This window comes from Planococcus shenhongbingii, assembly GCF_030413635.1.
Classification (GTDB): domain Bacteria; phylum Bacillota; class Bacilli; order Bacillales_A; family Planococcaceae; genus Planococcus; species Planococcus shenhongbingii.
Genome location: NZ_CP129235.1, coordinates 2,507,339 through 2,531,133 on the forward strand (window position 1 = coordinate 2,507,339; position 23,795 = coordinate 2,531,133).

Genomic DNA, 23,795 nt, shown 5'->3' on the forward strand with positions numbered 1-23,795 from the left:
AGAATACAACGAAAAAGAGAACAAGTATTAATTTAAATACTTGTTCTCCCGGATATTCTTAATTTTTTCTGGCGTTACATCGTCGCCATTCGGATCGATCACTTTTACGTTTTCAATGGTTCCGCGCATCGTTTTCCGGAATGTCTGCAAGTATTCTTGACGCAATAAAGATTGTTCTTTCGCTTCTTCTATCGACAGTCCTGCTCTTTTGGATTTACGCGATAATTCATTAATTCGATTTAATTTATCGGGTGATAACATCAAATCCCACCTTTCTACTTACATATCGTACAAAAGAAGATGGGTTTCTGCAATATATTAGCCCTGTTTCATCTGTTCAAATTCTTTATAGCGGCGATGGACAGTCGCTTTGCTCGCCTGGTAGCCGAATCCCTGCAATGTAACTGCAATCTCATGGAATGTCAGTCCGTTTTCTTTCAGGCTGACGATTTGGTCGATTGGCAAATCAAGGCGCTCCCGTCCTTCCGGATTGCCTTTCCCTTTCAAATTCTTTTCGGGTTTATAGCCGTTTTCAACTGCACGTTTCATGCCTCGTTTAATTTTGGCGTTATGTATTTTCCGCTGGTATTCTTCGACGATCGCTAAAATTTCCAGCACCATATCATCCATATCATTCAAGGCAATCGGTCCTTGGTCAGATAAAGTGTAGACTTCAACGCCGTATTTTTTCATGACATGCAAAAGGGCGATGCGGGCATGCCCTCGTCCAAGACGGGTTTCGTCCTGGATAAAAACAGCAGCTATTTTTTCGGTCTTTATGCAGTTCAGCATTTCCAGTAAGCCTTCACGGTCCATTTCATAGCCGCTATGCTGATCGGAAAATATTTGATCGACGATATATCCTTGTTCAAATGCAAATTTCAGCAGCTCTTCTTCTTGTCTTTCGAGCGAAGTTTCCTGTGTATCTTTCGTGGTGCTGACCCGGCAATAAATTAACGCAGTTTTTTTCATTCTGCGTCACCTGCCAGCTTGATGGTTTCATCAGGGGTGTATTTGAGTTGGTCGCTGGGAATCTTAAGTGATTGGCCTGCAACGATTTTAGCAGTGGTTAATCCGTTTTCCTTCATAATTTCATCGATCCATTGCTGATGAGGGGTGTCTCCACTGAATGCTTCCGCTAAAGTCCATAAAGTATCGCCTTTTTCAATTTGGACATGGCTCATTTGTGTTTTTTCATTGTTATGGGTGATTACCGAAAAAATTGAAAATACAAGTATAAGGGTAAATAATGCTGTAAAATAAGAGTTTTTTTGAATGATTGTCATATGAACCGCCTCCTAAGAATGTGTGTTCGGAATATATGTTCTTATATTAATGCGAACAGGTGTTTTTGTCAACAAAGAAATTCGAACCTATGTTTGCATTTCATATCCCAAGTTGGTATACTATGGGTAGAAAAACATACTGAATAACTAAAAAGAGGTGAAACTGTTGAAAAAGGTATCGAAACGCCAAGAAGATATTTTGACATTCATAAAAGATGAAGTTCGTGCTAAAGGTTATCCGCCTTCTGTTCGTGAAATCGGAGAAGCAGTTGGCCTGGCCTCCAGTTCGACTGTCCACGGCCATCTGGCCCGTTTGGAAAGCAAAGGATTGATCCGCCGTGACCCAACTAAACCAAGAGCAATTGAAATTATAAGCACCGAAGATGCGTTAATTGAAAGAAACCCGGTGTTGCATGTTCCGTTGATCGGTAAAGTTACTGCAGGGTTGCCGATTACCGCCATTGAAAATGTAGAAGAATACTTTCCGCTTCCTCAATCCTACGGTACCGAAGATGACCATATTTTCATGCTTGAAATTATGGGTGAAAGTATGATTGAAGCCGGTATTTTGAACGGGGATTACGTGGTAGTCAGACAGCAGCAGACAGCTAACAATGGAGATATTGTGGTTGCCATGACCGCTGATGACGAAGCAACAGTGAAACGTTTTTTCAAAGAAGATAATTATTTCCGCTTGCAGCCTGAGAATTCCTCGATGAATCCGATTATCGTCGATCAAGTCTCTATTTTAGGCAAAGTGGTTGGCGTTTACCGCCAAATCCTCTAATTAAAACGCTGAGAATTTTTTCTCAGCGTTTTTTCTATGAATGAACCTCTCTTTCCACTTTTATTTTTCACAGGAAAACGCAAGCATAATAGGAATTCTTTTGCGCCTCTGATACTCTTCCTCATTCCTGAAATTTTCCCGTTTCGGTTCGCCTTCACGCAGCGATACCACATTAAAGCCCGCCTCGATGAGAGAGCTAAAATATTGCTCAGTGGTCCGGTGATGCTTTACGACGATTTTATCAATCCACGGCTCTTTTCGTTCGCCTGCGTTAAAATAATCATCCACAATCCAATTCCCTTTTCGTTCGCCTTCTTTTTTGCTGACAAAAGAAGAAGTTGTCAGTGGGTGCTGCACGCTAAAGACAAACTTGCCATCTTCTTTCAAGGATTGATGCACTTTTATAAACAGCTCTTTTATATCGGCAACATAATGAATGGCAAAGCGGGAAGTCACAAAATCAAATTCATTCGGAGAAAACGCATACGTTTCCATCGTTTCCTGGAGAATGCTGCTATTGGTGCCTTTCAGGTTATTTTTCGCCATTGTTGCCATCTGCGCAGAACCTTCTACACCCATATAACTCTTTGCTCCAGCCGTATGCAGCTCTTTCCCAAAGCTGCCGTCTCCGCATCCCAGATCCAGTATGCTTTTCCCTTCTACCTCTCCCAGCAGTTCCATGATCACCGGTTTTTCAATCGCATTATTCGGGCTTTCTTCCCGGCTTCTCCTTTGTAGATACTGATTTAGAAAATCTTTCTGATCATACGCACTAGCGCCTTTGAATTCCACTTTTCTTCATCCCCTTGTCTTAAAGATCCCTTATTTTCAGGTATAAAAAAAGCATTCGCTGCGAGAGCGATGCTTGTTTTATCAAGATGCGTTGACTACGATATATTTGACAAGATTAATGGTGATACGATAAATTTTTCCGCTTGCTTCATCTATTACATCGTAAGTTCCGTTTGAAGGAATTTTACCTAAAGCAGCTTCTTTATCTGTTGCCTGTACAGATAGGACAATTGTATTCCCTTGGTCAAAATAGAATTCTACTTGAAATGTTTTCATTCACTGACCTCCTCTGTATACTTTCTTCAGTTTACCATAGATAGCGTTTATTGTTTTCCGTAGATCTCTTTATAGGCGATGACTTTCAATGCCAGCATCTCTTCTTCCGTCAAGTCCTGTTCCAGTTTTTGAATGGCTTCCTGATGAGACATTGTTCCGTTTTCGACACCGCTTTTAATATTGTTCAATTCCGTCAGCCCGACTTTTTGGATCAATACCCGTGTTGCTTGTCCGGTTGAATTGAATGGCAGGGAACTTTCGTCAGCCGCCTTTGCTTCTTCGATATAACCTGACAATTCAGGATCATCTTCCACACGCGACTGTATATTTTCCATTTGCCCGCTAGTGTCCAGTTTTTCAGTTGCTTCGTCTACAATTTTTTCTGAAGCCATATTAGTGCCGAAATAATACACACCAATCGCTCCAAGGAATAATACGATAAGCAGTACAATTAAAACCTTAAGTATCTTCATCCAGGGCTCCTCCAATTTTCTTCCTCGTCATTAAGACGTCCGCTATTCAAAAAAGTTACATTTTTTAGGCAAGACAATACCCCGAACCCGAATTCTTTTCTTGAAAAGGACCCGGCTTCAGGGTGTTGTTAAAACTTAATTATTTTTGTTCTCCAGTTTCCGCTGTTCTGCTATCCACCAATCAATATGGCTTAAATCAAAAAAAATCGTATCGCCATAAGACTGGTTATGCGGAATCTTCCGTTGGGCCATGTATTCTTGCACCCGCTCTTCAGTCATCGGATAATCCGCTGCTTCGAGGTACCTCAGTAAACTTTTTACTCCTTGGACCTTTTTCATTTAATCACCCCCACAAAATCCTCTTGGCAGCGATTGCCATAGAAAATTCAGTACGGATTATTAAATAGAGGTAAAGGCTATCTATTTTATATATACCCTTATTTCAGGAAAATAATCTTTTCCCATTCAAGAGCTTTCCCAAATAACATAAAATTCTTTGGCATATTTCTTAACCGCCTCTTCTAGAAGTGGTGACCGGTTCTGTATAATCTTTAACTTTCACCAATTTAACGTCTGCTTTATTAAAAATATTCAGTTCTCCAAAAACGTCTTCATACTGGACGATGCTTTCAGAAAGAGCCATAGTGGCCACATCTTCTCTCGACTCTGCTTCTACCGTTCTTTCTACAGTAAGGCCTTTTTCCAAAAAGTACTGGATGACGAATTTCTTCACACTCTCACCTCCTCCTTTAAAATTTCTTCAGCAACTATGCATAATCCTTTAAAATTTTATGTAAAGACAGCATTTACAGGAATTCAGTTAAAAAGCCACTGCTTTCTTTTTCCTATGAAAAGACCGCCAGCAGGTGAATGCGGGCGGCCTTTGACCGGAATTCTTCGTTAGTTCCCCAGCTGTTTGATTTGCTCCACAATGCTGGTGATTTCCTGAAGAGATTTAAATGCTTCCGTATTCTTCAGCACCTCTGAATCCAGTTTTCCATTTTCAATATTCTCTAAGTATAAATCGATCCCTTCAATCGCCCGATTGTTCTGATTGACCACTTGCTGATGGAGATCCGCACCAATTTCAGGAGCCTCGAGTTTATTGAACTCCTCAATTGTCGCTTTCATTTCTTCCAGCCGTGTTTCGAGTTCTTGGGCCGCCTGTTCGTCGTTGACTGCCTGTTTTGCCAAATCAGGCACTTCTTTCGCAAAAGCACTCGCCTCATTGGCATATTCCGATGCTTCAGTTGCGTAATTCAATGTATTGCTGACGCCTTCAAGAGCAGAACAGCCGCTAAGCAACATACCGCTTATCATCAGTAATACCATATATGTTTTCTTCATCGATTGTCCTCCATGTAATGCTTTATTGATGGTATCAGTATAGCACGGACGAAAACAACTTCCTAAAAATCGGTCCCCTTGCTTTGTGCTCTTCAAGGCAATTAAAAAACCGCCGAAGCCTAAAGGTTCCAGCGGGATTTATCATTTAGTCAACTGGCATGATCTTGACAATTTCATCAATTGGCAACCGTTTCATTCCAAAAGGCTCGTCGAAGACGATTGTTCTCGTCTCGGGATCCATTTCCACTATTCTCCCGACATGGTAATGTAGGTCATGGTTTTTCCATAATTGCATCCGAACTTGGCATTTGCGTATTAGCGCACTCGTCAATTCCTCCTGGATTAAATGTTTTGCCTCATTATCTAATTCCGGTCTCTTTTCCTGTTTATCTTCTGCATACCATTCGCTTAAGAATTTCATATGTTCGGACATCTTTAATCCCTGCCATTTGATATTTCTTTTGCCTATTGGATTGCCTGCTTGCTTCAGCTCTCTATTTAGTAGTACCATAACCTTCGCCCTCCTGTCATATCTCTTTGTTGAATAACATTATACAGAACATTAGTTCTTATTACAAGAAAAATATAAATCTTCGGCCTATTTCCAAGATGAGGGCTTTCGATTCCATATTTTCAGTTTGTTGATCAAACCACTTTCATTCTTTTGATGGTCTCTGGTTTTTTTCGGTAATGCCGGAATTTGTTTGAAAGAGCTATTCGGGTTCCTATTCGACTCATTATTTCCATACCGACAAGAAGTATGTCAGTGAACGTTTGAGTCATGCACATTACCAGATCACCGTTGACATTTATTATCCCTTTTTTAAGTAAACGAAAGAACAATCCATGGAAAAAGCGGATGAATACATGGAGCGTTTTTAAATTTCCTTGTTCAATAATTGATCGTATCTCTGAACTTGACCAATTGCCCTCTTTCAACACAACACAAAAACCGCTGGAGCCCTAAGGTTCCAGCGGTTTTGCCTTTTATTAATACATCTTCAGATACTGTTCGCGTTCCCATGGGTGTACAGCAATGCGGAACATATCCCATTCAATTTCTTTCGCTTCTACAAAGTTGTTAAGGATGTGTTCCCCAAGTGCTTTGGTCATGACTTCGTCTTTTTCAAGTTCTTGAAGTGCAGCATATAATGTTGGCGGAAGATCCTCGATGCCCACCGCTTCGCGTTCTTTTCTGTTCATTGCGTAAATATTGCGGTCTACCGCTTTTGGCGGCGTCATTTTTTTCTTGATGCCGTCAAGGCCTGCACCAAGCAATACTGCCATTGCCAAGTAAGGGTTCGCCGAAGGATCGACTGAACGCACTTCAACGCGAGTAGACAATCCACGCGAAGCCGGAATACGCACTAAAGGACTGCGGTTTTGGCCTGACCAAGCGATGTAGCAAGGTGCTTCGTAACCAGGCACCAATCGTTTGTATGAGTTTACTGTCGGATTAGTGACAGCAGTGAAACCTTTTGCATGTTCAAGAATTCCAGCCATGAATTGATAAGCCGTTTCGCTCAATTTCATGTCGCCGTCTTCATCAAGGAATGCATTTTCATTGCCTTTGAAAAGGGACACGTTCATGTGCATACCTGAACCACTGACACCGAATAACGGTTTCGGCATGAATGTCGCATGAAGTCCATGTTTGCGTGCAATGGTCTTAACGACCAATTTGAATGTTTGGATATCATCGCAAGCTTTGATCGCATCTGCATATTTAAAGTCTATTTCATGCTGCCCTGGAGCCACTTCGTGGTGGGAAGCTTCGATTTCAAAGCCCATTTCTTCCAATTCCAATACGATGTCGCGGCGGCAGTTTTCCCCAAGGTCCATTGGAGCCAAGTCAAAATATCCGCCGTTGTCGTTTAGTTCAAGCGATGGTTCACCGCGCTCATCCAATTTGAACAAGAAGAATTCCGGTTCTGGCCCAAGGTTGAAATGCGTGAATCCTAACTCTTCCATTTCTTTAAGGACACGTTTTAAGTTATTGCGTGGGTCTCCTTCAAACGGAGTGCCATCCGCACGGTAAATGTCGCAGATCAAGCGGGCGACTTTTCCTTTCCCGGTGATCCAAGGGAATACGACCCAAGTATCCAAATCCGGGAATAAGTACATATCCGATTCTTCGATGCGCACAAAGCCATCTATGGAAGAACCGTCAAACATCATTTTATTGTCAAGTGCTTTGTCCAATTGAGATGTTGGAATTTCAACGTTTTTAATGATTCCCAGGATATCGGTGAATTGCAGACGGATAAAGTTTACTTCTTCTTCTTTCACTAATCGTTTAATGTCTTCTTTAGTAATTTTCCCCATGTTCTCTTCACTCTCCTATGAATTGTTTATGTAACCCGTTTCAATGAAAGAAACGGGATAAATCCGCTTGGCGATGTCCGCCTCTGTCATACGCTTTTAGGCTCATGAATTCTTCCCGCATGATCCGACGCAATTCAGCGTCACTGATGGTTTGCGGTTTGACCTGCTCAGTTTGAGGCTGCACTTTCATCGCGAAGATTTTCTTGATGCCTGCCATATTGAGTCCTTGGTCTAAATATTCTTTGATCTCCAGTAAGGTCTCCACGTCATTCAATGAGAACATCCGCTTGTTGCCTTCTGTACGGGCAGGGCTGATTAACTCATGCTCTTCATAGTAACGGATTTGGCGCGCTGTTAGTTCCGTCAGCTGCATAACAATGCTGATTGGAAGCAGCGGCATCGTCCGGCGAACCCGATTCGTCATTTTTTTCACCCTTTTCACTTATTACTACTCTTTCAGTTTAACTCATGTCAGTTTATTTGTCAACAACACGTTAGGTTTCCTGACACAGAAAATCCCCGCATCTCAAGATGCGAGAATCGATTTAAAGTAAATTCATTTTTTTTAAAGCTTCAACTGAGTTCAAGACCGCGATTTTCACATGTTCATAGGTTAATCCGCCTTGGACAAAAGCCGTATAGGGTGGACGGATCGGGCCATCCGCTGTCAATTCAATACTTGATCCTTGGACAAATGTTCCAGCAGCCATAATGACATCATCTTCATATCCTGGCATATAAGCAGGTTCCGGTTTGAATTGCGCATTGACTGGAGAGCTCGCTTGAATGGTCTGACAGAACGCAATCATTTGTTCAGCGGTTTTAAAGGACACAGACTGGATTAAATCGGTCCGCTTATCTGCATAATGAGGCGTCGTTTCCATTCCGGCCGATTCAAGCAAGGCCGAAGTGAAAATCGCTCCTTTCAATGCTTGAGATACAATATGGGGAGCCATAAAAAATCCTTGGTACATATCCGGCAGTGCGTTCAACGATGCCCCCGCCTCACCTCCTATACCCGGAGAAGTCATGCGGTAACCGCATTTTTCCACTAAATCTTTTTTCCCCGCGATATACCCGCCGATTTTCGCCATGCCGCCGCCAGGATTTTTAATCAGCGAGCCGGCAATCAAATCGGCTCCAGCTTCAATCGGTTCACGTTCTTCCACAAATTCCCCGTAGCAATTATCAACAAAAATAACGGCATCGGGCTTTAACGTACGAATCCGTCTAACCATTTCTTCAATTTCATCTACGGTGAATGATGGCCGTGTATCGTACCCGCGGGACCGCTGGATTGCAATGACTTTCGTTTTTGCATGAACCGTTTCCTCAATAGCCTGCCAATCGATTTGATGAGCCGCTGTTAAAGGCACATGCTGGTAGCTGATGCCGAAGTCTTTCAGTGAACCGGTATCTTTTTCTCCACCGGATACAATGGATTCCAAAGTGTCATATGGCTTTCCGGTAATATATAATAATTCATCCCCCGGCCGCAAAACACCAAATAAGGAAATCGTGATGGCATGTGTTCCGGAAATGATCTGCGGCCGTACAAGAGCCGCTTCCGCTTTAAAAACTTCTGCATAAACCCGCTCCAGTGTATCTCGCCCTTCATCGTCATAGCCATAGCCCGTCGACGGATTGAAATGGTGGTCACTGACTTTTTGGCTATGAAAGGCGTTCAGCACTTTCTGCTGGTTGAAAAATGCGATGTCATCGGCATTCCGCAATTCGTTTTGTATAATGTCTTCAATTTGTCTAATCATAGTTTGCATGGTATTCTCCATTCTAATTTACTCACTTACTTATTATGCAATTAAACTTGAAATTGCGTCAAATTCTGCTAAAATTCATACAGTTGAAGAAATTAGGAGAGTGCTGAAAAATGGCGTGGGAGGTTTTAAGTTCTATCGGAACCATCGCTTTTGCGGTATCTGGCGCAATTATAGCAATGGAAGAAGAATATGATATTTTCGGAGTTTATTTGCTCGGAATCGTGACAGCTTTCGGGGGAGGAGCTGTCCGTAATATATTAATCGGGGTGCCCGTATCGGCTCTGTGGGAACAGGAATTGTTTTTTCAATTAGCACTTGCTTCAATCACACTAGCATTTTTATTTCCCAATAAGCTGTTAGGCCCTTGGAACCGTTGGGGCCACTTTTTCGATGCGGTCGGCTTGTCTGCCTTTGCTATTCAAGGTGCGCTTTACGCCGTGGATCTTGCCTTGCCGGTTTACGCAGTAGTTGTGGCAGCCGTATTGACCGGTTCCGGTGGCGGCATAATCCGTGACTTGCTTGCCGGCCGGAAACCGCTCGTCTTACGGTCCGAAATATATGCGATTTGGGCAGCGATTGCCGGCATTCTTATCAGTTTCGATCTGGTTCGCTCAGATCTCCTCTTGTATATACTCTTCGTTTGCATTACCGTATTGCGCATTCTCTCCTATCTATATAAATGGAAATTGCCGACACGCCATATTCATTCAGCTTCATAACTTAAAAAAGGCCGGTCAACTTTGAAAGTTGACCAGCCTTTTCAATTAGGCGATGGTTTCGCCGTTCCAATTCATCATTCCGCCTTCGACATTGACTGTTGCCATGCCGTTCGCTTCCAAAAAGTCGCAAGCCATCGCACTGCGCCCTCCTGCTTTGCAAATCACATGGACGGGTTCTGCGCTTTCCAATTCCGCGATGCGCTCCGGCAATTGGCCAAGCGGAATATGTTTGGCGCCTGGCACCATGCCATATGCCACTTCTTCATATTCACGGACATCGATCAACTGAATCTCTTGTCCGGTTTCTACTATTTCAAGCAAATCGTCGGTTGTAATGGACTTCATGGTTAATTGCCTCCTGCTTTAAATGGCTTTCAATTGAAAATATTATACGGCAAAAGACGTGATGTCAAATAAAAAAACCAACAGGAGCAAGCTCCTGCTGGCAATGCAATTATTCCTGGTGTTCAATTGGTACCGACTTGGCAGGCGAGAAAGTGGAGATTGCATGCTTGTAGATCAATTGCTGTTTGCCGTCTGTTTCAACCAGCACCGTAAAGTTATCATAAGATTTAATGGTCCCTTTCAATTGGAAACCATTCAGTAAAAAGACCGTAACAAAAATATTATTTTTACGCAGCTGATTCAAATAAACGTCTTGAATATTTACTGGCTTCATGAATATCCCCCTCATTACCTCTAGTCTAAATTTGTTCTTCTATAATCCCAATTCGACGCTGCCGGTTTTTTTCCTGCATAAACGCTTCTATTTTCTGAATGTTTTTTTCCAGATCAGCTAATGCATCAATCCAGAAAATTGGCAGCTTATTTCTGAAATAAGTAAATTGGCGTTTGGCATACTTCCGGGAATTTTGCTTGAGCAGACTGATTGCTTCTGCCCATTCCAATTCCCCGTCCAGATAAGCGTAAATTTCTCTATAGCCGATCGCCTGAATCGACTGTACATCCCGGATTCCCCGCTTCCGAAGCTGTTGGACTTCGTCCAGCAAGCCCCGTGCCACCATATCGTCGACACGCCGGTTGATGCGGTCATAAAGGATTTCCCGCTGCATATCAAGTCCGATGATCACTTCATTGTACATTGGCGACAGCGCTAACTTCCGGTCGGTTTTTTCATGGCCGCTTTTGATGATTTCAATCGCCCGGATGACCCGGCGCGTATTGTTCGGATGAATATCCGCTTCCGGATCGAGTGCCATCAGCTTTTCATGCATATGGAGCGGACCGCATTCTTCCAGTTCTGCATGCAACTCCGCACGCAACTGTTCATCTACTTGCTCTTCTGTAAAGCGGTAGTCGAATAAAACAGCCTGCACATACAATCCGGAACCTCCTACAATGATCGGCAATTTGCCGCGGGAGCTGATTTCTGCGATTTTTTCCCGCACCAGTGTCTGGTACTCCGCAACCGAGAACGGCTCTTCCGGTTCTTTAATATCTAAAAGATGATGAGGAATACCCCGCATTTCCGCCGGCTCGATTTTTGCCGTACCAATCGACATTTCCTTGTAAACCTGCATCGAATCCCCGTTGATGATTTCACCGTCCAACCGCGAAGCGAGCTCCAGGCTTAAAGCCGTTTTTCCTGAAGCAGTCGGGCCAACGATGGCTAATACGTCAATCATATGCTAACATCCATTCTAAAATTGTTTCAAAATGCTGATCCTTATCAATTTCATGGAGCAGCTCGTGGCGTGCACCTTCTGCCAGATAGACTTTTATATCAGTCATTCCCGCATCTTCATACTGCTTGGCAGCTTTAAAAATCCCTTGGCCATTGCCTCCTACCGGATCATTTGAACCGCTGATCAATAGCACAGGCAAATCCTTGCGAATTTTTGCCACTTCCCCTTTTTTATGGATCAAGTCCAGTCCGGTGAACAAGTCTACGTAAAACTGGTTAGTGGTCGGAAAGCCGCACATGGGATCCGCTTCATACTTCGCCACTTCAGAAACATCCCGGCTTAGCCAGGCAAAGGCAGATTTCTCACCTTTAAACTGTTTCATAAAACTGCCGAATGTCAATTTACCCAGCAACGCACTTGGCTCGCTTTTGCCTTTTTTCTTTGAAGCCATCAACGCCATCACAAGACCCGCCTTGCCGGCAGCCCCTGGGTTGCCGCCGCTTCCGGACAATACGACGCGGCTGATGCTGTCACCGTATAATTGCATATAGCGCCTCGCAACAAATGATCCCATGCTATGGCCGAATAAAATCAACGGCAATTTGCCGATCTTACTTTGTACCACTCCAATAACTTCATGAACATCATCAACTACCCGATCAAAGCCCTTATCTTCTCCAAAAAAACCTTGCGTGCCATTGCGCTCCGCTGTTTTGCCATGGCCTCGCTGGTCATGCCCGGATACCGCAAAACCGTTAGAAGCCAAAAAGCGTGAAAATTCTTCGTACCGGGCAATATGCTCCGCCATGCCATGGATGATATGCACATGGGCAATTGGCGCTTTCGGTTCATAGAGTTCGCAATATACTTCATGTCCGTCCGAAGCCCGGATGAAATCCTTCACTCTGTTCAATAGAGCACCCTCTTTCCGAATCTAGAAGCTTTATCTAATTCCTTCAGCAACTCGCTGCGATACTCATTTTGCTGTGATTCGCTATAAACCAATATGCGGCTCATATAGTGAAGCACCGCTTCCTGGTACCGCACTACGTCATCGATATGGAAATACAAATCCCCGGTTCTTCTGATAAAGAAATCGGCCGGCGTCAAAGCCATCTCTTCTTCAACCGCATAGTCAATCACGGCAGCCAATGTTTTAGGGATGCCTTCCTGGATCTCATCCGGAAGCTTCTGAAAATGGCTAAATACCCGGTAAGCGTTGGTGCCAAAAAACTGGGCGAACATTCTTCCTTGCTCGAGCGTCAAGCCGTATTGCTCAGACGCCTTCGCCGCTTGCTGAACAAATTTCGCGAAATTTTCGGAGCCTCCGAAATCACCGCCAGACAAAGGCAGACTTTTCGTAACGCTTTTGCCATATTTCTTGCCTGTTTCTTTTTTCAAGCGCTTCGCTACTAGGTCGACAATCGTCTCAGCCATGATCCGGTAGCCGGTAAGTTTGCCTCCCGCAATCGACACCAAACCATTTTCCGATTCCCAAATTTCATCTTTGCGCGATATTTCTGAAGGGTCTTTTCCTTCTTCCAAAATAAGAGGCCGAAGCCCTGCCCATGTCGACTCAATATCTTCGGGAGACAAGTTAACACTTGGAAACATCGATTCCACTGCATGAATCAAATAATTTACATCTTCTTTTGTCGCTGAAGGCTCACTTGGATCTTCTTCATAAAAGGTATCGGTTGTGCCGATATAGGTTTTGGTATCCCGAGGAATCGCAAATATCATCCGCTGATCCCGCGCATCAAAATAAACAGCTTGACGAAGAGGGAATTTGCTTTGATCCACCACAATGTGAACGCCTTTGGTCAAGCGCAGCTGCTTTTCCTTGTCGTCAGAATCGAAGCTTCTTACTTCATCTACCCAAGGGCCCGTGGCATTGACCACTTTTTTTCCTTGGATCCGGATTGTTTTGCCTGACACCATATCGACGGCCTGAACGCCTGAAACTTTTCCTTCGTGATAAAGAAAGCCTGAAGCCTGGACGTAGTTGATGCACACTGCTCCCAGCTCCGCCGCTTTTTTCAACACCTCAAGCGTCAGCCGCGCATCATCGGTGCGGTACTCAACATAAGAGCCGCCTCCTCTTAAGCCTTCCTTTTTAACCAAAGGCTCTCTTTGGAGAACTTCTGCTGCTGAAAGCATGACGCGGCGTTCGTTTTTTTTAACGCCTGCCAAAAAATCGTAAAACCGCAGTCCGAGGGAAGTCGTCAACGGACCGAACGTGCCTCCTTTATGAAACGGCAGCAACATGTGCTGAGGTTCAGTTACATGTACAGCATTTTCATAAACGATTTCGCGTTCCTTGCCAACTTCGGCAACCATTTTCACTTCAAACTGCTTCAAATAACGTAAACCGCCGTGGACGAGTTTCGTCGATCGGCTCGAAGTGCCAGCAGCGAAATCCTGCATTTCGATCAATGCCACAGACATGCCGCGTGAAACCGCATCAAGTGCGATCCCTGCTCCCGTAATGCCGCCTCCTATCACAACCAAATCGAAACTCCAGGCTGATAATAAGCTCGTTTGCATCGCCCGCTGTTTTGCTGAAAACATTGCGCTTCCCCCTTTTTGCAGATAAAAAATCCACTTTTGCTCCCTCACGCTTATCTTTTTCCCTTGTTACATCACGCGCTTAAACATTTTCTCTACATCATAAGTTTTAAAATGAATGATGACCGGGCGTCCATGAGGACAGGTAAACGGCTGTTCCGCTTGTTTTAAATCTGCCAATAAACGTTCCATTTCATGTTTCTGCAAATAATGGTTTGCCTTAATGGAACGTTTGCAACTCATCATGATTGCTGCGTCTTCTCGCAGCTTTTTCACATCTATCTTGCGATCGTTCAGCACTTGTTCAATCAAGTCTTCGACTATTTCCTGTTCAAATCCTGCCGGGAACCAAGTGGGGTGCTCACGTACGATGAACGACGTGTCTCCAAACTCTTCCAAGAAAACACCGCTTTCCGCCAATACACCGAGAGCGTCTTTTAAGCGCATGGCTTCGTCACGGCTGTAATGGAAAGTCAGAGGCAATAAGAGCGCCTGACGTTCGCTGACATCGATTTCCCCAACTTTCTCCCGGAAGAATTCGTATTTGATACGTTCCTGTGCCGCATGCTGATCAATCAAATAAAAACCGTCGGTGCTTTGTGCCACGATATAAGTGCCGTGAATCTGGCCTACTACTTCCAGCTCCGGAAATTGCGGACTATCATCTTCCAGCGGTTCATTAATTGAAAAATTCACGGTTTCTTGCATTATTTCTTCTTTTATTGTCTCCTCGAACTGGCCGACGGACTGCGGTTCTTCTTTTAAAACCGGATGAATATTGCCACCGGCTATACTTGGATGATTTTCAAGTGCATGTAAAGATTCCGCAAAAGAACCAGCGGTTTGCTGTTCCACAGGTTCTTTCACGGTATAGGAAGTTTTCCATATATCGAGCTGCCTGCTTGGCACTTGTTTTGGGGCTTTCGATTTTTCAATAATCGGCGCCCGCACAGCTGAGCTGATGGTCTGTCGGATCGTATCATGAATCAATTCCATCAATTCTTTTTCTTTGCTCAACCGGATTTGCTGCTTGGCCGGATGGACGTTTACATCCGTTAAATAAGGATCGCCTTCAATATTCAGAATCGTAATGGGTTGCCGCTCAAGAGGCAGGAATGTGTGGTAGGCCCTATGCACGGTGTTAGCTATGGCATAATGCTTTACCCAGCGCCCATTGACAAATAATGATATATAGTTTTTATTGGCACGGGTCACTTCAGGAAGAGAAGTGAAACCCGATACTTTATAGTCATGCGACTCCGCTTCAAAAGGAATCATTTTCTTGGCAATGGAGACACCGTAGATGTCCGAAATGACACGCTTGATTTCTCCGCTGCCGGATGTCTGCAAAATCGTTTTGCCGTCATGGACCAGTTTGAAAGATATGGACGGATAACTCAGCGCAAGCCGGTTCATTAAATCTATCGAATGGCCGAGCTCAGTCTGCAATGTTTTCAAATACTTCAGCCGTGCCGGGGTATTGAAGAACAATTGATCGATTTTGATATCAGTGCCTTTTCGCAGCGAACCCGCCCGGTGCTCAATCAAGCGCCCCCCTTCCAGTTGGACAAAAGTGCCGCTTTCCCCGTTTGAGGTGTGGAGCGTTACTTTGGAAACCGAAGCGATACTGGCAAGGGCTTCTCCGCGGAAACCGAGTGTCCGGATCCGGAACAAATCGTGCTCGTTGGAAATCTTGCTTGTCGCATGGCGCGAAAATGACAATAACGCATCCTCCGTATCCATGCCGGCTCCATTATCGACAATTTGGATAGAGGTAAGACCAGCTTCAATCAGCAAAACTTCAATGGCAGTGCTTCCCGCATCAATGGCGTTTTCCACTAATTCTTTGACGACGGAAGTGGGACGTTCGACCACTTCACCCGCAGCTATTTTATTGGATAACGGTTCATCCATCAATCGAATGACTCCCATAACTTCACTCCTTTTTGCTTAACTTGACTTGCAGGTCGTTCAATAATTGCAGTGATTGCAGCGGCGTCATCGCTGCAATATTAATATCCGCGATTGCTTGCAATACTTCTTCGCCTTCAGTGTCCCGCTCATCAAAAAATGACAGTTGTTCCACTTGGCTGACGTGTTTTTTATTTTCAGCTTCAAAACTGGCAAGCAATTCACGCGCCCGTTCTAAAATCGGCTGCGGCAGCTCCGCAAGTTCAGCGACATGAATGCCATAGCTTTTATCAGCCGGCCCTTTCTTCACTTTATGCAAAAATACCACTTTTCCGGATTGCTCCATTGCCGCAACATGGACGTTGCTCAATTTATCCAATGATTGGTCGAGTGCCGTCAATTCATGGTAATGCGTGGAAAACAAGGTATTGGCGCCGATATGTTCATGAATGTACTCAATCATCGACTGAGCGAGTGCCATACCGTCGTAAGTTGATGTGCCTCTCCCGATTTCATCGAATAGCAGCAGACTGCGCTCAGTCGCATGCGTGATGGCGTACTGCGACTCAAGCATTTCCACCATAAATGTACTCTGGCCCGACACAAGATCATCAGCGGCGCCAATGCGCGTGAATATCTGGTCAACTATAGGCAAGTTTGCCGATTCTGCCGGTACATAGCTCCCGATTTGCGCCAGCACGATTGTCAAAGCGACTTGCCTCATATATGTACTTTTACCAGACATATTGGGCCCGGTGATCAACAGCATATTTTGGCTGTTCGTTAACACACAATCATTCGGTACGTAGAGCTGCTTATTGAGCATTTTTTCAACTACCGGATGGCGGCCTTCGATAATTGATATTTCACGGGAATCGTTGAATGCCGGCTTAACAAAACGGTATTTCTCGGCGACATTGGCAAAACTCATAAATACATCCAGTTCACTGAGTGTGGACGCAAGCTGTTGGATTCGGCCGATATACTGTTTCACTTCTTCACGGATCTTAACGAATAATTCATATTCCAGATGCAGGCTTTCTTCTTCCGCAGTCAAAATCAGTGTTTCTTTTTCTTTCAGTTCCGGTGTAATGTAGCGTTCAGCATTGGCAAGCGTCTGTTTTCGCTCATAGCGGTCAAGATCGGCCAAGTGCATGTTGGCTTTGGATATTTCAATGAAGTAGCCGAAAATGCGGTTATAGCCGATTTTCAATGACTTAATGCCAGTCTTCACACGTTCTTCCTGTTCCAGCTGAGCAATCCAGTCTTTGCCGTTGCGGGAAGCATAACGGTATTCATCCAACTTTTCGTGGAAGCCATCACGGATGACTCCGCCTTCTTTCGAAGACAGCGGCGGATTTTCACTGATTGCTTCCAGAAGCTCGCATACTTCCCCGCAGCGGTCGAGCTTATCGCTGAAATTAGCGAGGGTTCCGTGTCCGGAATTTGCCAGCTCCGCAATGATGGTCGGCACTTTTTCAAGTGAACTTCTGAGCTGTGCTAAATCACGTCCACTGGCGCTGCCAAAAGCGATGCGGCCGCTCAAGCGTTCCAAATCATAAACTTCTTTTAATAATTCCTGCAACTCTACCCGGACAAAATACTGCTCGATCAGCACTTCAACCAGTTGCTGCCGCTTTTCAATCAGATGGCGATTCGCCAGCGGCTGATGCAGCCACTGCTTCAGTTTGCGGCTGCCCATTGCGGTCACCGTTTCATCGAGCAGCCAAAGAAGCGTGCCTTTGGTTTCGCCTCCTCGAATCGACTGCAGCAATTCCAAATTGCGCTTTGAATGGAAATCAATCGACAGCAATTGACCATTTTCATTAAAAACGAACGGCTGTATATGTTCGAGTGATTGCTTTTGAGTCCGTGAAATATAAGTTAACAGTCGCTGAATGCTTAGCTTCAAATCTTCCGGACAAGTGGACAACAGCCGCTCATCTGCATTGTATATGAAGTCCATCGGTTCAATTGACAGTACCAAGTCCTGGGAATCTTCGTTCAGCAATAAAAATAATTGCTCGGAAACCACCAGCTCTTTGATATTTAATGACTGCAGTTCCTGAAGCAGCGCTTTTTCTGTTCCTGCTATGTACATGGCGCTAGCTTCCCCTGTGCTGATGTCGACGTATGACAAAGCAAAGCCATCCGCAAGCTGTTCAGCGGCTGCCAAAAACATATTCGATTTAGAATCGATGCTTTTGCCTTCGGTATGGGTGCCTGGAGTGATCAGCCGAACCACTTCGCGTTTGACCATCCCTTTTGTGGTTTTAGGATCTTCCACTTGCTCGCAAAGCGCCACTTTATGGCCTTTGGAGATCAACTGATCGATATAGTTCTGCGCCGCATGATGAGGGACCCCACACATTGGAATGCGGTCATCACCGGTGCCTCCTCGGCTTGTTAATGTAATTTCAAGGATTTGGGATGCTTGTAACGCATCGTCATAAAACATTTCATAAAAATCGCCCAGACGGAAAAATAAGAAGGCGTCCTGGTAATCGGATTTTACTTGCATATATTGTTGCATCATTGGTGTAGGTGCCATTTTTTTACCTCTTTCACAAACTTTTCGTTGTCATTCCATTATAACAAAAACAAAGGGAGAAAAGAAAAAACTGAAAGAGCCGGAGCCCTTTCAGTTTAATTTCATTATTTCTTAATTTCTTAGCGGTCAAAGCTGAACGGCCGCTTCCGCTTTTCTTATTGTCCAGCTGCAACGGCCAACTCCTCGGGTCATAAGCCGTCTTGGCTGTGCGGCAAAAATCGCCGCTTCGCCAATCCGTCTTATGCCTTTCGGAGCTGAGCGGCCGCTTCCGCTTTTCTTATTGGCTAGCTCCGGTGGCCAGCCCCTCGAGGTCGCTTCGGTCTTGTCCCGAATGGCCAAGTACGCCATTCATGCCAAACCCTCCAGCGCTTGTCGGGGCTAGATGGCCACCTGCGCTTTTCTTATTGTCTAGCTGCAGCGCCTAGTCCCTCGGGGTCTTAAGACAGCCCACCTGTACGGCAAAAATCGCCGTTTCGGTGTTCTGCCTTAAAACATATGCTCCTGCAGCACTTCGTGCTTCGTCGCAAAGTCATGTCCCAAATTTCCTTTGGTCCATAACTTGCCTGTCGGGACTAATCAGGCGCTTCCGCTTTTCTTAAGATAGTTTAGTCGGTTTGCTGGCTTCCACTTTTGAGCCGGTTTCACCGCGAAGCAGGTCTCCGCCAGTTGAAGTGATGATGTTGTTTGTCACTTGGTTCGCGATAGCTGTTGAAACCATTTGCAAAAGTGCATTGACATCGCTTTGTGATTGTTTGAATTCCTGGACAATCGGCACAGCGTCGATTTCTTCTTCGATTTTTCGGATTTTTCCTTCGATCAATCCTAAAGCGCGCTCTTTTCCGTATGCCTGGAAGTTGACCGCTTGTTTTTGAAGGCTCTTCATGCTGGCAATTTTCTCACGGATTTTTTGGTTTTCATTTATTTGAGCTTCCGCACGTTTGAAGAATTCCACTTCTTCTGTTTCGGCGATCATGTCCGCCACTTCGCGTGCTTTTGCAATAATTTCTTCTTTTGAATACGTCATGTAATTAGACACCCATTTCTTGGCCTGCTCCGGTTTCTACTAGCTCACCGTTCAAAGACCATGTTTTTGTTGTTGTAATCTTTACTTTTACCAATTGGCCGATAATCGACTTGGAGCCGACAAAATTGACGAGTTTGTTTTTCGCTGTATATCCCGATAATACATCGGGGTTTTTCTTGCTTTCACCTTCAACAAGCACTTCGACAATCTGCCCTTTATATGCAGTCATTGCATTTAAAGCGTATTCGTTCACAACTGCATTTAGACGCTGAAGCCGCTCTTTTTTCACTTCCATCGGGACATTGTCTATCATCTTCGCTGCTGGCGTGCCTTCGCGTGGAGAATAGATATACGTAAACGCCATTTCAAAACCGACTTCTTTGAATAAAGACAAGGTTTCTTCAAACTGCTCATCTGTTTCGTTCGGGAATCCGACGATGATGTCCGTTGTCAGCGATACAGTGGGAATGGCTTCCCGGATTTTCCGGACCAGTTCCAAATAATGTTCTCGTGAATATTTGCGGGCCATGATTTTTAACATGCTTGTCGAACCTGATTGTACAGGTAAATGGATATGGTCGACAAGATTTCCGCCTTTTGCGAGTACTTGGATCAAATAATCATCGAAATCGCGCGGATGGCTGGTCGTAAAACGGATGCGCGGCAAATCGATCGCGCGCAGCTCATCCATCAAGTCACCAAGCCCATATTTTAAATCGGCAAAGTCTTTGCCGTAGGCGTTGACATTCTGGCCCAGCAGCGTGACTTCCTTATACCCTTGTGCTGCCAAGTGGCGCACTTCCTGGATAATGTCTTCGGGACGGCGGGAACGCTCTTTACCGCGTGTATACGGAACAATGCAATACGTACAGAATTTATCGCAGCCATACATGATATTCACCCAAGCCTTGATTTTGCCTTTGCGGACTTTTGGCAAGTTTTCAATGACATCGCCTTCTTTTGACCAGACGTCGATGACCATTTCTTTCGATAAGTACGCTTCATTCAAAATTTCAGGCAGCCGGTGGATATTATGCGTGCCAAAAATCATATCTACTTGATCGTAGGTTTTCAGGATTTTATTGACCACGGATTCTTCTTGCGACATACAGCCGCAAACCCCAATCAGCAAATCCGGTTTTTCCAATTTCAAAGGCTTCAAATGTCCCAGTTCCCCGAACACTTTGTTTTCAGCATTTTCACGAATGGCACAGGTATTTAACAGGATAACATCTGCATCGTTGACCGATTCAGTAATATCATAGCCCAATTGCATAAATATGCCGGCCATCACTTCGGTGTCATGTTCGTTCATCTGACATCCATAAGTGCGGATATAGAACTTGCGGCCTTCTCCCATCTTTTCAAAACGGGGATCAATTTTGAAATTATCGAAATAGGAGACTTGTTCTTTCCCTCGCTTTTTTGCTTCCTTCAATGAAGGCGGTGTATAAACACTCTGAAAGTATTGGCTATAGTCCTTTTCTGATGGCGCAGCCGTTACTTGAGTTGTTTGCATTCGCTGTTCCTCATTCATGAAAAAACCCCTTTCAATCATCACTTTATTATACTGAATACAGCAGCCTTACTACAAGGCAGGTGTATCAATTGTCGGAGAATCGACAAGAACGGGAAGTAAAATCAGTTCTGGAACGGGTAATCGTCATTAATGTAGACTCGTTCGAATGAAACAGCTTTTCCGGTTTCATCATCGACTTCCGTGAAAAAGCCGCTTACGACAGAACGCCCGCGTTTCGGCACTTCAAAACGAGTCGGCATATTTGTTTTGAACCGGTAAAGCACCGATTCTTTCGTCATGCCCAATATTTCATCGTAAGGGCCGGTCATCCCGACATCCGATATATAAGCGGTGCCATTCGGCAAGATGCGCGCATCGGCGGTTTGGACATGGGTATGGGTCCCTACGACGACGGAAGCCCGGCCATCCAAATGCCAGCCCATTGCAATTTTTTCGCTTGTCGCTTCAGCATGGAAATCGACAAAGACCAGCGGGGAAATGGCTTTCGCTTCTGCTAAAAGCTCATCCGCTTTTTGGAAAGGATCGTCATGCGGCGGCAAAAAGACCCGGCCATGCAAGTTGATTACGGATAAGGTCTTGCCATTTTTCGTGATTGTAGCCATTCCGCGTCCAGGAGCTTCCGGAGAAAAGTTAGCGGGACGGATCAAGTAATCGACATCATCGATAAAGTCGAAAATCTCTTTTTGGTCCCAGGTATGGTTGCCCATCGTAATGACGTCGACACCCATGAATAACAGATCCTGATAAATTGATTGGGTGATGCCGCGCCCTGCCGCTGCGTTTTCGCCGTTAGCGATGACAACATCGGGGGCATACTTCCGCTTCAGCCTTGGCAAATATGACTCTAACGCTTCCCTGCCGATAGAACCGACAATATCTCCAATAAATAAAATTTTCAATTTTGTTCACCTTTTCCCATAAGAAAAAGGCTTCTTTGAATAGACATTCATCGAAGCCTTACTCTTATTATTTTGCATATTCAACTGCTCGTGTTTCTCTAATAACCGTCACTTTGATATGGCCAGGATAATCAAGCTCTTCTTCAATCCGTTTCCGGATATCGCGTGCCAGACGATGCGCTGTCATATCATCAATTTGTTCCGGCCGGACCATAATCCGAATTTCACGGCCTGCTTGAATGGCGAATGATTTCTCAACACCTTCATACGATTCGGAAATTTCTTCGAGTTTTTCGAGTCTGCGAATATAATTTTCGAGAGTCTCGCTTCTTGCGCCAGGACGTGCTGCAGACAAAGCATCTGCTGCTGCGACAATCACTGAAATGATCGATGTCGCTTCTGTATCCCCGTGGTGGGAAGCAATACTGTTGATAACAACAGGATGTTCTTTATATTTCATGCCAAGTTCTACGCCGATTTCAACATGGCTGCCTTCAACTTCATGGTCAATGGCTTTCCCGATATCATGCAGTAGACCGGCACGTCTTGCCAAGGTTACGTCTTCGCCCAGTTCCGCAGCCATTAAGCCCGAAAGGAATGCAACTTCCACGGAATGTTTTAAGACATTTTGCCCATAGCTTGTACGGTAACGAAGGCGGCCTAGAATCTTGATCAAGTCTGGATGCAGGTTATGGACGCCAACGTCAAATGTGGTTTGCTCACCAATCTCACGAATTTGTTCATCCACTTCCCGTCTTGACTTCTCAACCATTTCTTCAATGCGTGCTGGATGGATACGCCCATCAGACACCAATTTCTCAAGAGCTAATCTGGCTGTTTCACGTCTGATCGGATCGAATCCGGATAAAATAACCGCTTCCGGTGTATCATCAATGATTAAATCGATTCCGGTCAAGGTTTCCAACGTACGGATGTTGCGTCCTTCGCGGCCAATAATGCGGCCTTTCATCTCATCATTCGGCAAGTTGACTACGGAAACAGTCGTTTCTGCCACGTGGTCTGCTGCAAAACGCTGCATAGCCAATGATAAAATGTTTTTCGCTTTTTTGTCTGATTCTTCTTTCGCACGCGCTTCAGTTTCTTTGATCATTGCAGCAATATCTGTAGAAAGTTCATTTTCAACTTGCTGCAAAATAATCGATCTTGCTTCTTCGCGTGTCAAAGATGAAATGCGTTCCATTTCGGATTGTTGCTGCCGGACTAATTCCTCAGCTTTGCTCTCCATCTGTACAATATGCTGTTGTTTTTCTGCGAGCGCTTCGTCTTTGCGTTCTAGACCAGCTTCTCTTTTGTTTAATGCATCATCCTTGCGATCCAAATTTTCTTCTCTCTGCAACAACCGATTTTCTTGTCTTTGAAGTTCTAATCGGCGTTCCCGAATTTCAGATTCTGTTTCAGTACGCAATTTATGATTTTCGTCTTTCGCTTCCAATAATGCTTCTTTTTTCAGGGCTTCAGCTTCTCTTTTCGCATCTTCAACTATTTGCTCCGCAGAATTTTTAGCGCCTGCTATATTGGAATCGTTAGCTTTTTTTAACGCATAATACCCAACAACTACACCGACGATGATACCAAGCAAAGCGAAGATGATCTCGTTAATATACATTCGGACACCTCCTCTTGCTATTCTTTTAACATTTTTCAAGAACGAAATAATAAAACCATTGTTCTACATCAATCGTTGTAAAAATAGTAAATTATACAATTTTAATTGTATAGATGGACTTATGTCGTGTCAACCCATTGACAAGCGGGAAAACCTGTACAATCAAGCATTGGCGATAGATTTACGGCTTCTATCCACCCTTTATTTTCCAGTATTTTGAAAAAATAGAGCTATAAGAAAAAACCG

At 44.5% G+C, this 23,795-nt stretch carries 27 protein-coding genes; 2 read left to right on the forward strand and 25 right to left on the reverse strand.

Annotation, left to right across the window (positions count from 1 at the left end):
* Window positions 1-27: 27 nt before the first annotated feature.
* From QWY16_RS12435 to yneA, 3 genes are read right to left on the reverse strand one after another with little or no spacing between them, the layout of a single operon-like run.
* A complete protein-coding gene (locus QWY16_RS12435; RefSeq protein ID WP_300989541.1) occupies window positions 28-261 on the reverse strand; it encodes a DUF896 domain-containing protein in 234 nt (77 codons plus the stop codon).
* A 57-nt stretch (window positions 262-318) separates the two neighbouring features.
* Complete coding sequence (locus tag QWY16_RS12440; protein WP_300989542.1) at window positions 319-972, reverse strand: YneB family resolvase-like protein; 654 nt, start codon at window positions 970-972, stop codon at window positions 319-321.
* Entirely contained in the window at window positions 969-1,286 is a 318-nt protein-coding gene (gene yneA / locus QWY16_RS12445) for a cell division suppressor protein YneA (RefSeq protein WP_300989543.1), read from the reverse strand. The genes QWY16_RS12440 and yneA overlap by 4 nt, the downstream gene beginning before the upstream one ends.
* 166 nt (window positions 1,287-1,452) lie before the next feature.
* On the opposite strand from yneA, the gene lexA reads away from it, so the two are divergent.
* Window positions 1,453-2,073, forward strand: a complete 621-nt coding sequence (lexA, locus tag QWY16_RS12450; RefSeq protein WP_300989544.1) for a transcriptional repressor LexA — start codon at window positions 1,453-1,455, stop codon at window positions 2,071-2,073.
* A 60-nt stretch (window positions 2,074-2,133) separates the two neighbouring features.
* Here the strand turns inward: lexA and QWY16_RS12455 are convergent, their stop codons facing one another.
* The 10 genes from QWY16_RS12455 to QWY16_RS12500 form a co-directional block, all read right to left on the reverse strand.
* On the reverse strand, window positions 2,134-2,865 hold the full coding sequence (locus tag QWY16_RS12455) for a class I SAM-dependent DNA methyltransferase (RefSeq protein ID WP_300989545.1): 732 nt from the start codon (window positions 2,863-2,865) through the stop codon (window positions 2,134-2,136).
* A gap of 81 nt (window positions 2,866-2,946) precedes the next feature.
* Window positions 2,947-3,141, reverse strand: coding sequence for a hypothetical protein (locus tag QWY16_RS12460; RefSeq protein WP_300989546.1), 195 nt, complete (start codon window positions 3,139-3,141; stop codon window positions 2,947-2,949).
* Window positions 3,142-3,188: 47 nt separating this feature from the next.
* The gene (locus QWY16_RS12465; protein ID WP_300989547.1) at window positions 3,189-3,614 is read right to left on the reverse strand and encodes a hypothetical protein; all 426 of its coding nucleotides are present in this window, start codon (window positions 3,612-3,614) and stop codon (window positions 3,189-3,191) included.
* Between the two features lie 135 nt (window positions 3,615-3,749).
* Window positions 3,750-3,953, reverse strand: coding sequence for a hypothetical protein (locus QWY16_RS12470; protein ID WP_300989548.1), 204 nt, complete (start codon window positions 3,951-3,953; stop codon window positions 3,750-3,752).
* A 169-nt stretch (window positions 3,954-4,122) separates the two neighbouring features.
* Window positions 4,123-4,347 carry a hypothetical protein gene (locus tag QWY16_RS12475; protein ID WP_300989549.1) on the reverse strand — a complete coding sequence of 75 codons (225 nt, stop codon included), beginning with the start codon at window positions 4,345-4,347 and terminating at the stop codon, window positions 4,123-4,125.
* A gap of 167 nt (window positions 4,348-4,514) precedes the next feature.
* Entirely contained in the window at window positions 4,515-4,961 is a 447-nt protein-coding gene (locus QWY16_RS12480; RefSeq protein WP_300989550.1) for a DUF6376 family protein, read from the reverse strand.
* A gap of 145 nt (window positions 4,962-5,106) precedes the next feature.
* Window positions 5,107-5,472: a YolD-like family protein gene (locus tag QWY16_RS12485; protein WP_300989551.1), complete on the reverse strand. Its 366-nt coding sequence runs from the start codon at window positions 5,470-5,472 to the stop codon at window positions 5,107-5,109.
* Window positions 5,473-5,951: 479 nt separating this feature from the next.
* On the reverse strand, window positions 5,952-7,286 hold the full coding sequence (glnA, locus tag QWY16_RS12490; RefSeq protein WP_300989552.1) for a type I glutamate--ammonia ligase: 1,335 nt from the start codon (window positions 7,284-7,286) through the stop codon (window positions 5,952-5,954).
* Between the two features lie 40 nt (window positions 7,287-7,326).
* A complete protein-coding gene (locus QWY16_RS12495) occupies window positions 7,327-7,710 on the reverse strand; it encodes a MerR family transcriptional regulator (RefSeq protein ID WP_300989553.1) in 384 nt (127 codons plus the stop codon).
* A 121-nt stretch (window positions 7,711-7,831) separates the two neighbouring features.
* Window positions 7,832-9,064, reverse strand: a complete 1,233-nt coding sequence (locus QWY16_RS12500; protein ID WP_300989554.1) for a methionine gamma-lyase family protein — start codon at window positions 9,062-9,064, stop codon at window positions 7,832-7,834.
* Between the two features lie 110 nt (window positions 9,065-9,174).
* Here QWY16_RS12500 and QWY16_RS12505 point away from each other — a divergent pair, with 110 nt between their 5' ends.
* A complete protein-coding gene (locus QWY16_RS12505) occupies window positions 9,175-9,783 on the forward strand; it encodes a trimeric intracellular cation channel family protein (RefSeq protein WP_300989555.1) in 609 nt (202 codons plus the stop codon).
* 45 nt (window positions 9,784-9,828) lie between these two features.
* Here QWY16_RS12505 and QWY16_RS12510 read toward each other — a convergent pair whose 3' ends face one another.
* The 12 genes from QWY16_RS12510 to rny form a co-directional block, all read right to left on the reverse strand.
* Window positions 9,829-10,128, reverse strand: coding sequence for a rhodanese-like domain-containing protein (locus tag QWY16_RS12510; RefSeq protein WP_300989556.1), 300 nt, complete (start codon window positions 10,126-10,128; stop codon window positions 9,829-9,831).
* Window positions 10,129-10,237: 109 nt separating this feature from the next.
* Window positions 10,238-10,462, reverse strand: coding sequence for an RNA chaperone Hfq (gene hfq / locus QWY16_RS12515; RefSeq protein WP_300981176.1), 225 nt, complete (start codon window positions 10,460-10,462; stop codon window positions 10,238-10,240).
* Between the two features lie 25 nt (window positions 10,463-10,487).
* Complete coding sequence (gene miaA / locus QWY16_RS12520; RefSeq protein WP_300989557.1) at window positions 10,488-11,429, reverse strand: tRNA (adenosine(37)-N6)-dimethylallyltransferase MiaA; 942 nt, start codon at window positions 11,427-11,429, stop codon at window positions 10,488-10,490.
* Entirely contained in the window at window positions 11,422-12,333 is a 912-nt protein-coding gene (locus QWY16_RS12525) for an alpha/beta hydrolase (RefSeq protein WP_300993432.1), read from the reverse strand. Before QWY16_RS12525 ends, miaA begins: the two co-directional genes overlap by 8 nt.
* Window positions 12,334-12,338: 5 nt before the next feature.
* Window positions 12,339-14,000: a glycerol-3-phosphate dehydrogenase/oxidase gene (locus QWY16_RS12530; protein ID WP_300989558.1), complete on the reverse strand. Its 1,662-nt coding sequence runs from the start codon at window positions 13,998-14,000 to the stop codon at window positions 12,339-12,341.
* A 66-nt stretch (window positions 14,001-14,066) separates the two neighbouring features.
* Entirely contained in the window at window positions 14,067-15,929 is a 1,863-nt protein-coding gene (gene mutL, locus QWY16_RS12535) for a DNA mismatch repair endonuclease MutL (protein WP_300989559.1), read from the reverse strand.
* Window positions 15,930-15,933: 4 nt separating this feature from the next.
* Complete coding sequence (mutS, locus tag QWY16_RS12540) at window positions 15,934-18,459, reverse strand: DNA mismatch repair protein MutS (protein ID WP_300989560.1); 2,526 nt, start codon at window positions 18,457-18,459, stop codon at window positions 15,934-15,936.
* A 126-nt stretch (window positions 18,460-18,585) separates the two neighbouring features.
* A complete protein-coding gene (locus QWY16_RS12545; protein WP_300989561.1) occupies window positions 18,586-18,807 on the reverse strand; it encodes a hypothetical protein in 222 nt (73 codons plus the stop codon).
* A gap of 247 nt (window positions 18,808-19,054) precedes the next feature.
* The gene (locus QWY16_RS12550) at window positions 19,055-19,483 is read right to left on the reverse strand and encodes a YlbF/YmcA family competence regulator (protein ID WP_300989562.1); all 429 of its coding nucleotides are present in this window, start codon (window positions 19,481-19,483) and stop codon (window positions 19,055-19,057) included.
* Window positions 19,484-19,487: 4 nt separating this feature from the next.
* Window positions 19,488-21,020, reverse strand: a complete 1,533-nt coding sequence (gene miaB, locus QWY16_RS12555) for a tRNA (N6-isopentenyl adenosine(37)-C2)-methylthiotransferase MiaB (RefSeq protein WP_300989563.1) — start codon at window positions 21,018-21,020, stop codon at window positions 19,488-19,490.
* A 104-nt stretch (window positions 21,021-21,124) separates the two neighbouring features.
* Window positions 21,125-21,922: a TIGR00282 family metallophosphoesterase gene (locus QWY16_RS12560; RefSeq protein WP_300989564.1), complete on the reverse strand. Its 798-nt coding sequence runs from the start codon at window positions 21,920-21,922 to the stop codon at window positions 21,125-21,127.
* Between the two features lie 67 nt (window positions 21,923-21,989).
* Window positions 21,990-23,549 carry a ribonuclease Y gene (gene rny / locus QWY16_RS12565; RefSeq protein WP_300989565.1) on the reverse strand — a complete coding sequence of 520 codons (1,560 nt, stop codon included), beginning with the start codon at window positions 23,547-23,549 and terminating at the stop codon, window positions 21,990-21,992.
* Window positions 23,550-23,795: the final 246 nt, after the last annotated feature.